The organism is Bombilactobacillus bombi, assembly GCF_013607485.1.
Classification (GTDB): domain Bacteria; phylum Bacillota; class Bacilli; order Lactobacillales; family Lactobacillaceae; genus Bombilactobacillus; species Bombilactobacillus bombi_A.
In genome coordinates this window covers 24,543-38,758 of sequence record NZ_SCHP01000010.1, presented here as the reverse complement: position 1 = coordinate 38,758, position 14,216 = coordinate 24,543, and the positions used below count along the sequence as shown (strand labels likewise).

Annotated in this window: 16 protein-coding genes and 1 pseudogene; 15 read left to right on the top strand and 2 right to left on the bottom strand. The window is 37.3% G+C overall.

What is annotated here, in order from left to right; all coding sequences use genetic code 11:
- Nucleotides 1-198: 198 nt before the first annotated feature.
- The 9 genes from dnaX to EQ827_RS03995 all read left to right on the top strand — a co-directional run bounded on the left by dnaX (nt 199) and on the right by EQ827_RS03995 (nt 7,802).
- A complete protein-coding gene (gene dnaX / locus EQ827_RS04035) occupies nt 199-1,902 on the top strand; it encodes a DNA polymerase III subunit gamma/tau (RefSeq protein WP_181189703.1) in 1,704 nt (567 codons plus the stop codon).
- Between the two features lie 127 nt (nt 1,903-2,029).
- Nucleotides 2,030-2,629, top strand: a complete 600-nt coding sequence (gene recR / locus EQ827_RS04030) for a recombination mediator RecR (protein WP_181189702.1) — start codon at nt 2,030-2,032, stop codon at nt 2,627-2,629.
- Between the two features lie 41 nt (nt 2,630-2,670).
- Complete coding sequence (locus EQ827_RS04025) at nt 2,671-3,690, top strand: NAD(P)H-dependent glycerol-3-phosphate dehydrogenase (RefSeq protein WP_181189701.1); 1,020 nt, start codon at nt 2,671-2,673, stop codon at nt 3,688-3,690.
- Between the two features lie 284 nt (nt 3,691-3,974).
- Nucleotides 3,975-4,613, top strand: coding sequence for a dTMP kinase (gene tmk / locus EQ827_RS04020; RefSeq protein ID WP_181189700.1), 639 nt, complete (start codon nt 3,975-3,977; stop codon nt 4,611-4,613).
- A gap of 2 nt (nt 4,614-4,615) precedes the next feature.
- Nucleotides 4,616-4,942 carry a cyclic-di-AMP receptor gene (locus EQ827_RS04015; protein ID WP_181189699.1) on the top strand — a complete coding sequence of 109 codons (327 nt, stop codon included), beginning with the start codon at nt 4,616-4,618 and terminating at the stop codon, nt 4,940-4,942.
- Nucleotides 4,942-5,877 carry a hypothetical protein gene (locus EQ827_RS04010; protein WP_181189698.1) on the top strand — a complete coding sequence of 312 codons (936 nt, stop codon included), beginning with the start codon at nt 4,942-4,944 and terminating at the stop codon, nt 5,875-5,877. Before EQ827_RS04015 ends, EQ827_RS04010 begins: the two co-directional genes overlap by 1 nt.
- Before the next feature lie 2 nt (nt 5,878-5,879).
- Entirely contained in the window at nt 5,880-6,209 is a 330-nt protein-coding gene (locus EQ827_RS04005) for a DNA replication initiation control protein YabA (protein WP_181189697.1), read from the top strand.
- Nucleotides 6,206-7,087, top strand: coding sequence for a 16S rRNA (cytidine(1402)-2'-O)-methyltransferase (gene rsmI / locus EQ827_RS04000; protein ID WP_258231784.1), 882 nt, complete (start codon nt 6,206-6,208; stop codon nt 7,085-7,087). The genes EQ827_RS04005 and rsmI overlap by 4 nt, the downstream gene beginning before the upstream one ends.
- A complete protein-coding gene (locus EQ827_RS03995; protein WP_181189696.1) occupies nt 7,080-7,802 on the top strand; it encodes an acyl-[acyl-carrier-protein] thioesterase in 723 nt (240 codons plus the stop codon). Before rsmI ends, EQ827_RS03995 begins: the two co-directional genes overlap by 8 nt.
- A 64-nt stretch (nt 7,803-7,866) precedes the next feature.
- Here the strand turns inward: EQ827_RS03995 and EQ827_RS03990 are convergent.
- Nucleotides 7,867-8,512 (bottom strand): annotated as a pseudogene (locus EQ827_RS03990) (HD domain-containing protein).
- 53 nt (nt 8,513-8,565) lie between these two features.
- Between EQ827_RS03990 and EQ827_RS03985 the strand changes: the two are divergent.
- From EQ827_RS03985 to EQ827_RS03960, 6 genes are all read left to right on the top strand, one after another.
- The gene (locus tag EQ827_RS03985; protein ID WP_181189695.1) at nt 8,566-8,895 is read left to right on the top strand and encodes a heavy metal-binding domain-containing protein; all 330 of its coding nucleotides are present in this window, start codon (nt 8,566-8,568) and stop codon (nt 8,893-8,895) included.
- Between the two features lie 69 nt (nt 8,896-8,964).
- A complete protein-coding gene (locus EQ827_RS03980; RefSeq protein WP_181189694.1) occupies nt 8,965-9,450 on the top strand; it encodes a DUF4190 domain-containing protein in 486 nt (161 codons plus the stop codon).
- A 15-nt stretch (nt 9,451-9,465) separates the two neighbouring features.
- Complete coding sequence (locus EQ827_RS03975) at nt 9,466-10,131, top strand: response regulator transcription factor (RefSeq protein WP_181189693.1); 666 nt, start codon at nt 9,466-9,468, stop codon at nt 10,129-10,131.
- The gene (locus tag EQ827_RS03970) at nt 10,125-11,117 is read left to right on the top strand and encodes a sensor histidine kinase (protein ID WP_181189692.1); all 993 of its coding nucleotides are present in this window, start codon (nt 10,125-10,127) and stop codon (nt 11,115-11,117) included. The genes EQ827_RS03975 and EQ827_RS03970 overlap by 7 nt, the downstream gene beginning before the upstream one ends.
- A gap of 76 nt (nt 11,118-11,193) precedes the next feature.
- Nucleotides 11,194-11,952 carry an ABC transporter ATP-binding protein gene (locus tag EQ827_RS03965; RefSeq protein ID WP_181189691.1) on the top strand — a complete coding sequence of 253 codons (759 nt, stop codon included), beginning with the start codon at nt 11,194-11,196 and terminating at the stop codon, nt 11,950-11,952.
- 2 nt (nt 11,953-11,954) lie between these two features.
- Nucleotides 11,955-13,862, top strand: a complete 1,908-nt coding sequence (locus EQ827_RS03960) for an FtsX-like permease family protein (RefSeq protein WP_181189690.1) — start codon at nt 11,955-11,957, stop codon at nt 13,860-13,862.
- A 156-nt stretch (nt 13,863-14,018) separates the two neighbouring features.
- Here the strand turns inward: EQ827_RS03960 and EQ827_RS03955 are convergent, their stop codons facing one another.
- Nucleotides 14,019-14,156 (bottom strand): hypothetical protein, encoded by a 138-nt coding sequence (locus tag EQ827_RS03955; protein WP_181189689.1) that lies wholly within the window; start codon nt 14,154-14,156, stop codon nt 14,019-14,021.
- Nucleotides 14,157-14,216 lie beyond the last annotated feature (60 nt).

The following is a 14,216-nucleotide window of genomic DNA, read 5'->3' as shown; positions in this document are numbered from 1 at the left end:
ATAATGTTATATTTATGGTAATTTGGATTAAAATAAAAACTGGTATGCGATTTGTTTAGAAGTTGATTATTAAGTAGTAAAGAACCTTATTATACTTGTTAGATGTAATGAGATATAATCTTCTAATTTGTTTCAAGATTTAATATTAGTTGAATAGATAAAAGGGGTGGGATACAGCCCCACAGAAAGGAGTTTTTTATGGCTTATCAAGCCCTTTACCGCGTGTGGCGGCCACAGACTTTTGGTGATGTTGTTGGACAAGAGGCAATTACTACGACTTTACGTAATGCTGTGGCAACTAGACAAGTAAGTCATGCTTACTTATTTACAGGTCCGCGAGGTACTGGTAAAACTTCTTGTTCGAAGATTTTAGCTAAGGCTGTTAATTGTCTTCATCCACAAGCAGGAGAGCCTTGCAATCAATGTGAAATTTGTCAGGCAATTACTGAAGGCAGTCTGAATGATGTCATTGAAATTGATGCTGCTTCGAATAACGGTGTGGAACAAATTCGTGATATTCGCGATAAAGTTAAATATGCGCCAACTCGTGCTGAATATAAAGTTTATATTATTGATGAAGTGCATATGCTGTCTACTGGAGCTTTTAACGCTCTTTTAAAAACCTTAGAAGAACCGCCAGCTAAAGTTATTTTTATTTTAGCGACGACTGAGCCACAAAAGATTCCTGCAACGATAATTTCAAGAACTCAACGTTTTGATTTTCGGCGGATTGATGCCAGCACTATTTTGCAACGGTTGCAATTTATCTTAAAAGACAAGAAGCTTGCTTATGATGAACAGGCCCTACGCCTGATTGCCCAGGCAGCTGAAGGTGGAATGCGGGATGCCTTGAGCATTTTAGATCAGGCTTTATCCTTAGGTAATGACCAATTGAGCTTAGAGAATGCTTTACAGGTAACCGGCGCTTTAGACAAGCAACAATTGGAAACCTATTTTCAAGCAGTAATTCAAGCTAATCCAGCGCAAGCCCTAGAAAATTTGCACCAATTATTAGCCAGTGGTCGTTCGGCCATGCGTTTTACGGATGCGATTATTGAATTATGTCGAGATTTGTTATTGGTAAAAACTGATGACCAGCTTCTAGATGAATTTGATCGTTCCTTGGTGTCAGCTAAAATTTTGGCTGCAAAAGATCAGCTTAAACAGCAGCAGCTGTATAAAATGATTGATGCTGCTTCCAAAACACAACAGGATTTGCATAATGCTACCCATACGACTATTTATTTAGAAGTTTTGACTGTGAAATTGTGTGAAATTATGCAAGCTGACCCAACAGCTTCCAAAGCGCAAACTCCCGTTGATAATAAGAAACTACAAACTTTGCAAACTGAAATTGAGCAACTTAAGCAACAAATTCAAAAATTGAGTGCGAGTCCTTCTCCCACTCCGAAAAAGGCGCGTCCAGTTAAAGCCCATGTTAAAACTAATGGTCAAGCAATCCATGTTGACCAACAAAAAATTAACCAAATTTTAGCACAAGCCACTCGTCAGGCATTAAATCAAGTACGCGAAGTTTGGCCAGATCTGATGAGCATGCTCAGTGTAACGCAAAAAGCTGTGATGAAAGTGTCCAAACCAGTAGCGGCTAGTTCCCAAGGGGTCGTAGTTGCCTTTGATTATGCAATGTGGTTTGAACGAGTGATGAGCAATCAAGAAATGTTAGATATGCTAAAGGATAATCTTGATAAATTACTCCAAAATGATGCTGATGTAGTAATTGTGGCTGCAGAAGATTGGCCGCAAATACGTAAGAATTTTTTACAAAATCATGAACTTAACCAACAGCCAAGTGAAAAGAAAGCTTCACCACCAGAAAATCCAGCAGTTGTAGAAGCTAAGAAATTATTTGATTCAGAAATCATTGAATACAAAAAAGATTAAAGCTGTCAGAAATAACATCTTTATCCCTAAAATATCAATATTAGAGTACTTTAGACAGCTCTAATTGTTAACAACAAAAATAAAATATTTTAAAATCAGCAACTTTTAAGAATTAAGAGGTGACTTGATGCAATATCCTAAACCTGTAGCAAATTTAATTGATTCTTATATGAAATTACCCGGCATCGGTGAAAAAACGGCCGTTCGCTTGGCTTTTTTTACAATTGGCATGGATAACCAAGATGTCCAGGAATTTGCTACTAGTCTCAAAGCAGTTAAAACTCAGCTGCAGTATTGTTCCATTTGCGGCAATATTACTGATATAGATCCCTGTGAAATTTGCAGTAATCATCACCGAGATGCTTCTCAAATTTTAGTTGTGGAGCAGCCAAAAGATATTATGGCGATGGAAAACATGCATGGCTATAATGGTTTATATCAGGTATTAGGTGGGGTGTTATCTCCTGTAAATGGTATTGGACCTGACGACTTAAATATTAAGCATCTTTTACATCGTCTCCAAAAAAATACCCAAGTAAAAGAAGTAATTGTGGCCACTAATGCTACGCCTGAGGGCGAAGCAACTGCAATGTATTTAGCCAAATTAATAAAACCTGCCCATATTAAAGTGACTCGTTTGGCCCATGGCCTAGCGGTAGGTGCTGATATTGAATATGCTGATCAGATGACGCTGCAGCGGGCTGTGGAAGGTCGACAGCAGCTTTAATAATAAAAGAGTAATGCAACTCTAAAATATTCGAGGATAATATGAAGACAAAAATTGCGGTATTAGGTGCAGGTTCGTGGGGCAGTATCTTGGCTAGTGTTTTAGTACAAAATGGTCAAGATGTGATTTTATGGACTCGCCATCAAAGTCAAGCAGATGAGTTAAATATTCAGCACACCAATCAGCGTTATATGGGAGACTATCAATATCCCTCTGCCTTGACAGCGACAACTAGTCTGGCACAAGCACTAAAGGGAGTGGAGGTAGTCTTATTTACTGTACCCACACCAGCCATTCGTTCAGTAGCCCAACAAGTAGTACCTATTTTAAAAACTCAAAAGTTGCAGCCTTTAATCATTCATGCCAGTAAAGGCCTTGAACAAAAGACTCATTTACGAATTTCAGAAATTTTAACTTTGGTTATGCCTTTTGACTGTCGGCGAGCGATTGTGGCACTTTCGGGTCCAAGTCATGCAGAAGAAGTTGCTAAAAAAGATATTACGCTGATTACTGCCGCTAGTCAGAATTTAGCGGCAGCTCAATATGTACAAAAGTTATTTATGAATAATTATTTTCGTGTTTATACAAATACTGATTTAATTGGGGTCGAGTTAGGGGCAGCTTTTAAAAATGTTATTGCCCTAGGGGCTGGTGCTTTACACGGTCTGGGTTATGGTGATGACGCAAAAGCGGCCTTAATGACACGTGGATTGGCAGAAATATCCCGTTTAGGAGTAGCAATGGGAGCCCAGCCACTGACTTTTGTTGGTCTTTCTGGTGTTGGTGATTTAATTGTTACCTGCACTAGTGTCCATTCGCGCAATTGGCGGGCTGGAAATCAATTAGGACAAGGAAAAAAGTTGGCAGATGTCGTGACTGAGATGGGTATGGTTATTGAAGGTGTTAAAACTTGTCAATCAGCTTATGAATTAGCGCGTCAACAACAAATTGAGATGCCAATTACTGAAGCTATTTATCATGTCTTATATGAGCAAGCAGATATTAAAGCTGAGGTAGCTGAATTAATGCAGCGTGAAGGTAAATCTGAAACTTACCAATAGGAAGATAATTAATCCGTTACAACACTTGCTTTTTTATCTATAGACATCCTTTAATTTTAGGGGGTGTAGGGCTAAGCTTTAAAAACCAATAGGAGACTTAAAAATTAAATTTTTTAGATACTTGCCTAAGGTCAAGTTATTGTCAGGTATTTTTTTGAAAAGTTTCCCAATTTGTCTTATCTGATGAATATTTTAGCTAGCGGCAATATAAACGACTTTTGTCTCTGCCTTGCTTTTTTAGTACAATAAGTTAAGGAATGATTAAAAGGAAAGTAGGCTAAAAATTGACGGGTATTTTTATTTCGTTAGAAGGTCCTGATGGCTCCGGGAAATCCACCGCGGCCAGACATTTAGAGGATAAACTGCAGCAGTTAAGCAATCAAGAAGTGATTTTAACGCGAGAGCCTGGGGGCAGTGCTATTTCTGAACAGATTCGCCAAATTATTTTGGATGTTCATAATACATCTATGGATGCTCGTACGGAAGCACTTTTATATGCTGCGAGCCGCCGCCAGCATTTAGTAGATGTTATTGAGCCGGCGCTCAAGGCTAATAAAATTGTGTTGAGTGATCGCTATGTAGATAGCTCCGTTGCTTATCAAGGGGCAGGTCGGCAAATAGGCTTAGAAAAAGTTTGGAATTTGAACTTATTTGCGATTGACCAGCTATTGCCGCAATTAACTTTGTATTTTGATATTGAGCCTGAGGTCGGTTTAAAACGGATTCAACAAAGCCGGCAGCAGGCACAGGATCGCTTAGAAAAAGAGCAATTGGCTTTTCATCAACGTGTAGCAGCTGCTTACCAGAGTTTATGCCAGCAATTTCCTGAACGAATAGTTGCTATCGATGCTAACCAATCCCCCCAACAAGTGGTTCAGTCCTGTTTAGATGTGATTATGCAGCGCTTTAATTTAGGAGAATAACAATGAAGTTAATAATTGCTTTTGTGCAAGATAAAGATTGTAGTAAATTAATTAAGGCTTTGAATCAGGCACAATTTCGTTCGACGCGCTTAGCCACTAGCGGTGGTTTTTTAAAGCGTGGCAACTCTACTTTATTATTAGGAGTTGAAGATGAACAAGTCGACGCGGTTTTAACTATTATTAAAGAAAATTCTTCGACGCGTAAAGAATATTCTACAAGTTCGATGGCAACTAATATGTTAGGTGAAATGCCTAACCACCCGATTGAAGTTTTAGTAGGGGGAGCAACAGTATTAGTTGCTCCTTTAGAAAAGATGGTTCATTTTTAATGACGACACTTATCTCGGAGCAAAAGCAGGCTACTCAAGAAATTGCACAAGCAATTGCCCATCAACGCGTATCACATGCTTATCTTTTAACGGGGGCTGATCAGCTACAAACACACCAATTAGGGATTTGGTTTTGCCAAGCATTATTTTGTCAGCATTCACAAGCGGGATACCCCTGCTTAAAATGTAATCATTGCCGGCGCATAGCTCAAGGAGATTTTCCTGATGTTGTTAGTTTACAGACTGATAAAAAAAGCTTAGGTGTTGATGATATTCGTGCATTAAAACTTGAAATGGGTCAAAGCGGTATTGAAAGTAACCATCGGGCGTGTCTGATTAAGGATGCACAAAAGCTAACAATAGCAGCTGAAAATAGTTTGTTAAAATTTTTAGAAGATCCTGCTGGTCCTGTTACTACAATTTTATTAGCGGAAACTACAAGTGCTTTTTTACCGACAATTTTATCGCGAGTACAAATTATCCAATTAACAGCTAATGGTGATCAAAGTTTAGCCCAAAATTTGCAAGCCCAAGGATATTCTGCTAACGATATTGAATTAATTCAACGCTTGCATTTAGAAAATCTTCTCTTAGAAGGGATGTCGGCCGCGCATTTTGCAAAGGTCAAAGCACAAGCTCGTTCATGGTTTGAATTAGTTTTAACTAAACCCCAGCAGGCTTTTGTGTCCGTAGCTGCCTCAGTGCTGCCACTCATTGATAATCAAGTTCAGCAACAGATATTTATGAGCTTATTGGAAGGACAATTTTCCCAATATCTTAATCAGCAGGTAACTCAAGCCCGTTCATTAGTCCGGGCTCGGAGATTGACAGAACAGTTTCTCCATGCCCAAAGACTTTGGCAAGCCAATGTTAGTTTTGAAAATTGTTTAGAACAGCTGGCTTTAAAAGTTGATTTTATTAGTAAAGGAAGTTAAGCATGGTACAAAAAGATTATTATGCTAAATTTGCAGCTTTACAAGATGTTGCCCAAGATTTAACGCATGAGTTAGCGGCAATGAAAGAAGATATTTCTCATGTTTTAGAAGAGAATGCGGAATTAAAAATTGAAAATGAACATTTGCGTTCCCGCTTAGCCGAATTGGATGCCAAAAAAGAAACTGAACTACCGGAATCTCGGCGAACTTTAGAAAAGCTGTACGAACAAGGTTTTCATGTTTGTACGGTATTATATGGAGCGCATCGGGAAAATAATGAAGAATGTGCTTTTTGTTTGGACGTTATTTATGGAGATCGTAAGCAACAATGATTACAGAGATGAAAAGTTTTACCCCATCAAAAACAGGTTGTTTATATTTAGTACCTACACCTATTGGTAATTTAGATGATATGAGCGTTCGGGCAGTAAAGACCTTGCAAAAAGTCGATTTAATTGCGGCTGAGGATACTCGAAACACGCAAAAATTATTAAATCATTTTGATATTCATACTAAGCAAATTAGCTTTCATGAACATAATACCCAACAGCGCTTACCGGAATTAATAGCCAAATTGCAAGAAGGACTTAATTTGGCTCAAGTTAGCGACGCGGGAATGCCCTCCATTAGTGATCCCGGACAGGAATTGGTTGCTGCTTGTGTGCAAAAACATATTACTGTTGTTCCTTTACCGGGTCCTAATGCCGCTTTGACTGCTTTAATTGCTTCGGGTATTAAGCCACAGCCGTTTTATTTTTATGGTTTTTTACCACGCAAAACCAAGGCTCAACAAGAAGCACTTCAAAAATTGGGTCAATTAGAAGCCACCTTTATTTTATATGAATCACCTTATCGCATTAAAAAAACTGTTGCTGCTTTAAGTGCCTTTTTAAGTCCTCAGCGACAAGTTGCCTTGGCACGGGAATTAACTAAAATCCATGAAGCTTTTTTGCGGGGAACTTTAGCACAGCTTGAAGAATATTTTGCTAGTCATGAACCTCGCGGCGAGTATGTCATAATTGTGCAAGGACGATCTTTAGAACCAACGGCTGTGGAAATTACTGCAGAGCAAATGTGTAAGGAGATTGAAGAATTAGTACAAACGGGAAAAAAGCCAAATCTGGCTATTAAAACGGTTGCACAAAAATATCAGCGTTCCCGGCAAGATGTTTATAATATATATCATGGATTGGAAGAAAAAAATGAATAAACAATATACAGAAACCCAAGTAGTTCCTTTTTATAATACGAATGCTACTGGTAATATGAATATTTCCGCCTTGCTTAATGAGATGCTTTTAGTTTCAGAGCATCAATTACATGCTGCCCAAATTGATTCACAGCAAATGGTGGAACGGGGTATTGGCTGGGTGGTTACTAAATATCATCTGGAAGTGCAAAGAATGCCCCGTTTAAATGACCAAATAAAAATTATTACCCAAGCTGATAGCTATAATAAATTCTTTTGTTATCGTTCTTTTAGAGTATTGGATCATAATAACCAAGAATTATTAAGTTTATTGAGTAATTGGGTGATGATGGATATTCAAAAGCGCAAGATGATTCCAATAGTTCCAGAAGTTATGGAGAAGATTGAATGCCCGTATTCAACTGATATTGCCCATTTTCCGCGTGTTCCTCGTTTTAAATTTCAAGAGCCTACGCGTGAATATCAAACTCGGTTTTTTGATATTGATGTTAATGGACATGTTAATAATTCTATCTATTTAGATTGGATGCTGGACCCGTTAGGGCGCGACTTTTTAATGCATCATCAACTAAGAACTTTAGATATTAAGTACGAACGTGAAGTAGCTTACGGTCAAAATGTACAAAGTTTCGTGCAGTTGGAGCAGTTAGTTTCGCATCACCAAATTATGGCGGGCGGAAAAATCAATGCTCAAGCCCAAATTGAGTGGCAATGATTAAACTAAATACTTAAATGCAGAGTAACCATCCATGTTGTTTTAAAAAGATGTTGTTAGTTGTTTAGCGTTTTCCCTGCCATTCTTGAAAGAATTGTTCTAAGAATGTTTGCATAAAATCTTGACGTCTTAAGGCCGCCTTTTTACCAGCTGCTGTGTTCATTAAATTTGGAAGATATTGTAATTTTTCATAAAAATGATTAATGGTAGTGGTTGGGTGGTGGCGATATTGCTGGTGTGTGGTCAGCTTTGATGGAGCAACTTGGATCATAAATTGGCTGGTAGTGACTGCCACCATAAGCAAAGGCTCGCGCAATGCCAATAGCTCCCAATGCATCCAGACGATCAGCATCTTGTACATATTGACCAAATAAGGGTAATTGTTGTTGCTGTTGCAGATTTTTAGAAAAAGATAGTTGAGTGATGGTTTGAATAATTTGTTTTTGTTCATTATTATTAAAACCGACAGTTACTAATAATTGCTGAATAGTTTGAAGAGAATTTTTGGGATGAGCAACTACTTTTTCGTCAATAGTATCATGAAGATAACTAGCCGCAATTAAGGTATTGCTGACTGGTTGATGGGGAAAATCTTGCTGCCAAAGATTTTGAGCTGTTTGAGCTACTCGCTGGGCATGATAAAAATCGTGACCGCTTGTGTCATTTTCCATCATTTTTTGCGCATAATTTTTAACGATTGTTAGATCCATTGTTTTCACCTCAAAATCATCATAACAAATATCGATAATTAAGGAGTAAATTCATGACAAATTCTGAAATATTAGTTACTACAACCGAAAAAATTCCCGGTCATAATTATGAAATTATTGGCGAAGTTTTCGGTTTAACCACTCAATCGAAAAACATGTTTAGCGATATGGGCGCCGGTTTAAAAAGTATTGTGGGCGGTGAAATTAAGGCTTATACTAAAATGTCTCACGAAGCTCGTGATAAGGCTATAGAACGTTTGCGGGAAGCAGCTGTTGAGCAAAATGCTGATGCGGTGGTGATGATGCGCTTTGATTCTAGTTCAATGAGTAATGATATGCAATCGGTAGTGGCTTATGGGACGGCAGTACGTTTTATTGACTAATCAAGTTGACTGTTAATTTTGAAACGCTTAAACTAACCTTGAATGACTCGCTTAAAAGGAGTATAGAAAATGCAAAATAACGTCGTGGCTTGTCCAAATTGCGGCAACTATGTAGCTGCTAATTCATCTGTCTGTCCTTATTGCGGAGCTAACTTGACTAATCCTAATTACGGATATAACAATCCTTCTAATTCACCTAAACCAACTAATAGTTATGCTCCCTTACAGGATAATAAATCTAATTCTAAAACCAATTCATCCAAAACTCCTGTCTTGGAGCCTTTTTCTTTAATTGGTATTTTAACTGGAGTGCTGTCTTTAATTGCCCAATTTGGCGGCATTTTAGGCAGTGGAGCTATTGTATTTTCTGCTTTAGCATTGAATAAGCATGTTCAAGGTAAAGATAAAGTGCTAGCAATTACAGGGATTATCTTAGGAATTGTAAGCTTAATTTGTTTTGTGTTGGAATTAATTTATTTAAGCCATACTTTTTCTTCTTTGATCCATTTAATGAATAATTTACGCAGTACAGTGCAACAATTGATTAATCATTAATTTTAGGAGTACAAGTTGAGCAAAATTTTTTTAATTGAAGATAATCCTCAAATTTTACAAGCAATGCAGCAGGCCTTGATAAAGTGGCAGTATGAAAGTTATTGCGTTCAAGATTGGCAGCAATTAGATTTACAAGTGCAGCAATTACGGCCTGATTTAATTGTTATGGATATAACTTTGCCCGTCTTTGATGGCTTTTATTGGACGAAGAAGATTCGGACTTTTTCACAAGTGCCGATTATCTTTGTTTCGGCCGCTCAAATGGATCCGAATGCTGTGCGGGCCATCGCTACTGGTGCAGATGATTATTTGGTTAAACCTTTTTCAATGGAGGTTTTTATTTCTAAAATTCAGGCTATTTTGCGGCGGACGCAACAGAGTTTTGCAGAAGAGCTAAATTTTGAAGATTATCGGCTCAATATGTTGACCAATGAGCTTCATTATCAGCAGCAGATAGTTAAATTAACTCCCACCGAAGGCTTACTTCTGAAATTATTTTTCTTGCAGCCACAACAAACTCTCTCTAAAGAAGTTTTGCGTCAGAAAATTTGGCAAAGTGGTGAATTTATTGATGACGCGGTTTTGAATGTTAATATGAGCCGATTGCGTAACAAGATTGCGCCCCTTAATTTGAAAAATCGCTTAATTACTGAACGCGGTCACGGATACCGCTTATGTTGATGACGTTTTTACATTTATTATTCAAACAATGGCCTTGGGCAGTGGCCTATGGTGGTTTTTTTATAGTTTTAACGGGAGTTTTTATAATTTATAATTTACCTTTATTGGTAATTGCAGATTTGCTGCGGTATACATGGTTTATAGCGGTAGGGATTTTAGGATTGCGAGCGCAGCTGCAAGCCTACCAGCTTAGACGCTTACAGCAATTACAACGACAAAAAATCATCCCCCGCCAAAAATTTCAACATCCCATATTACAAGCTTATAGTCAGGCGTTACATGATTTAAGCATTCGCAATGTAAAAAGCCAACAAGTAGCACTAAAGCAAGCCCAACAGCGTCAAGATTATTTAATGAATTGGAGTCACGAAATGAAGACTCCGTTAATGGCTTTGGGGACTTTAACGGAAAATCAAACTCAAATTTCTAGTGAGCAAGTTCAGCCACAATTGGCTTTATTGCAAAACCAAATCGATTTATTACTAAGCTATGAGCGTTTGGCTGATTTTAATCATGATTTAGATTTTCAGTGGCAAAATCTTAATACTTTGATTCAACCTATCATGCAAAAGTATGCAGTCTTTTTTGCGCATAAGCATTTACGATTTCAAGCACAGAACACATCAGTGCAATTTTTGACGGATTCTAAGTGGTTGACGGTGGTTTTGGAACAGATTATTTTTAATGCCATTAAATATTCGCAGCCCCAACAACAAATTATCTTGCGTGTTCATCAAAATCAAATTAGTATTCATGATCAAGGTATCGGAATTGCGAGTGCAGATTTGCCGCGGGTATTTGAGCCAGGATTTACAGGTCATAACGGCCGCCAACAGCAAGTAGCAACTGGAATGGGTTTATATTTAGCAAAAAGTATTTGTGACCAATTAAGTATTAAATTAGTCTTAACTTCTGCCCCTCATCAGGGTACGACGGCAACTTTGACTTTTGCACCACAGCAAATTCAATTAAATAACAAATTGTAAGGTTCCTAACTGGACTGTAACTAGTTTCCGGTTAGGACTTTTTTTATACTGAATGTAATAAAAGGAGGAGTTAAATATGACATTATTAACTTTGCAACACGTTCGGCGGATCTTTGCTGGAAATAAAAATAACCAAGTTATGGCCTTGAAAAATATTTCTTTAGAAGTTGAGGCCGGTGATTATGTCGCTATTATGGGAGAATCAGGGGCAGGCAAGACTACCCTATTAAATATAATTGCAACTTTAGACCAAGCCAGCAGTGGCCAAATTATTCTGAATGGTCATGACTTGAGTCAATTACCAGAAAAAGATGCTGCTAAGTTTCGGCGCCAACATTTAGGATTCGTGTTTCAAAATTTTAACTTACTGGATACTTTTAACAATCAGGATAATATTTTTTTACCATTAGTTTTGGATCGGAAGCCTTTAGAGATTATGCAGCAGCGTTTGTTACCTCTAGCAGCTCAATTAGAGATTACTGAGATTTTACAGCGTTATCCTTATGAAATCTCTGGCGGTCAGCGCCAGCGCGTAGCTGCTGCTAGAGCCTTGATTACACATCCGGAGTTATTATTGGCCGATGAGCCTACGGGAGCTTTAGATTCGCAAAATTCGCAACGTTTATTACAAATTTTTGATCAAATTAATCAAGCTGGACAAACTATTTTAATGGTCACTCATAGCGCAGCTACGGCAGCTCATTCGAAACGGACACTTTTTATTAAAGATGGAATTATCTATCATGAATTATTTCGTGGTCAGCAAAGTGAAGCACAATATTTACAAAAAATAAATGATAGTTTGACGGCCTTAGTCATGGCGGGAGGTGATTAATAATGATTCATTTGAAATTAGCCTGGAGTAGTCTTAAACGCTATCGCCAGCAATATGGACTCTTTGTTTTGGCAACTGCAATTTTAGTGGCTTTAAATTTTATCTTTTTATCGCTTTTAGGTAATAGCTCTTTAATCCATAATAATTACGGGCGCTATTTACTCATTATTACCCGTTTATGCTTATATTTTTCCATGTTGCTATCAGCAATTTTTATGTTTTATGTGAATAGTTTTTTAATGAAGCAACGCGACCAAGAATTGGGATTATTTAACATTTTAGGTTTAACCCGAAGTAATTTACGTAGTATTCTTCTGTTAGAGAATTTACTACTTTATTTAGGAACTGTTATTTTAGGCTTATTATTTGGCAGCAGCTTTTTGAAGTTAGCTTTTTTGGCTTTAAATAAGCTCATGCATAATCAAACTATTACTGAACAATGGGTAGGCGCAGCTTTTATTAAAACGATAATTATTATTGCTGCTTTCTTTGTCCTATTATCATTATATGATTTAGGGCGTTTACGCAAAGTTAAGCCAATTAATCTCTGGCAGCAAGCTAGTAAGGGAGAAAAAGAGCCCAAAAATCATAATATTTTAGCAATACTAGGGGTTTTAATTCTGGGGCTAGGTTATTATATTGCGGTCACAGTGCGACCTACGGCTAACAGTATCTTGCAATTCACATTAGCAGTTTTTTTAGTAGTCATTGGAACGTATTTAGTTTTTATTGCCTTTAGTATTAGTGTGTTAAAGTTTTTGCGTCATCGGCAGCATTTTTATTATCAGCCTCAGCATTTTATTTCCATATCAGGAATGCTCTACCGCATGAAACAAAATGGGGCGGGACTAGCTTCTATCTGCTTGTTATGTACTGCTATTTTAGTAACAATGTTTACCACGGTCAGTATGTATTCAGGTATTCAAGATATTTTAAAAACTTGGAATCCTTATGATGTAATGATTATGTCCAAATCACCCTTAACTAAAATTGAACAACAACAAATTGAAGCCGTTGGGCACCAAAACAACATTAAATTAGGCGCACAGCACCAAATGCAAATGACCACTCCAACTTTTGGTAAATTAACTAAAACTAAATTTCAAAAAGGAAATCTAAATTCTGCTACGCATCAATTATCAACTTTAACTCTAGCTGATTATAACCGAATGCAGCACCAACATATACGCTTAAATGACCGACAGGTTTTATTATATTCACCAGATGTAAGTTATAAAACCAGCAGTTTAATAATTGGCCAACAGAAATATGCAGTTCGGCAAATATCTCGCTTTAATCTCTTTTTTAATTATCAGCATGGGATTTTTACACCAGTGTTTATTGTAGCGGCTAACCGCCAGATTGCTCAGCAAATTAACCCACAACGCTGGTTAAATGTGACAGGATTTGACACACAAGGGCCACATCAATTACAATTTGCTCAACAGCTACAAGAAAAATTACACTTAGATAACGCTAATTATACCGCCTTGACTATCAACTCTAGATTTTTTAATACTTTATTTGGTTCCTTCTTGTTCTTAGGAATTATTATCAGCTTGGCAATGATTCTTACTACGGCACTTTTACTATATTATAAACAAATTGCTGAAGGTTATGCTGATCGGGGACGCTTTCAAACTATGCAACAAGTGGGCTTGAGCCGTCAGGAAAGCCGCAGGGCTATTCATAGTCAAGTGCTTACGGTTTTTTATTTACCAGTGATAGGTGCGATTATTAATCTGGCTTTTGCCACACCAGCAATTATTAATGTTTTAAAAACATTTAGTGTTTATAATGTTAAGATTTTGATAATGGTAGGGGCAATAACATTAATCTGCTTATGCACAGTGTATACACTTTTATATAGTCTCACGACCAAAGTTTATGAACACTTAGTACATGCTTAAAACTATTCTCGCTTAACTAGCAGTTGAAACAGTTAGCTCTATCAGTGATACAGTGGAGTGGTGACTGTTATCACGTAGCTTAATCCATGCTAATTTCCTCCTAAGCTTAGTATATCTAGCTTAGGAGGAAATTTTTTTGCACATTATTAGTAGTAATTATTTTTTAATTTGAGAATTCATTTTAGGAAAAACTATCTCGACTGAGTTATTTTTGTCTTTGGAGAGGATATAGCCTAGTCCTTCGGTAAAGCTCTTAATTTGGCGCATAAGAAAATCATTATCTTCATTTTGCATATAATCACCTCCTTATTAAATTATAACAAATTTTGTTAACAAGTATGTATCTTTGATAAA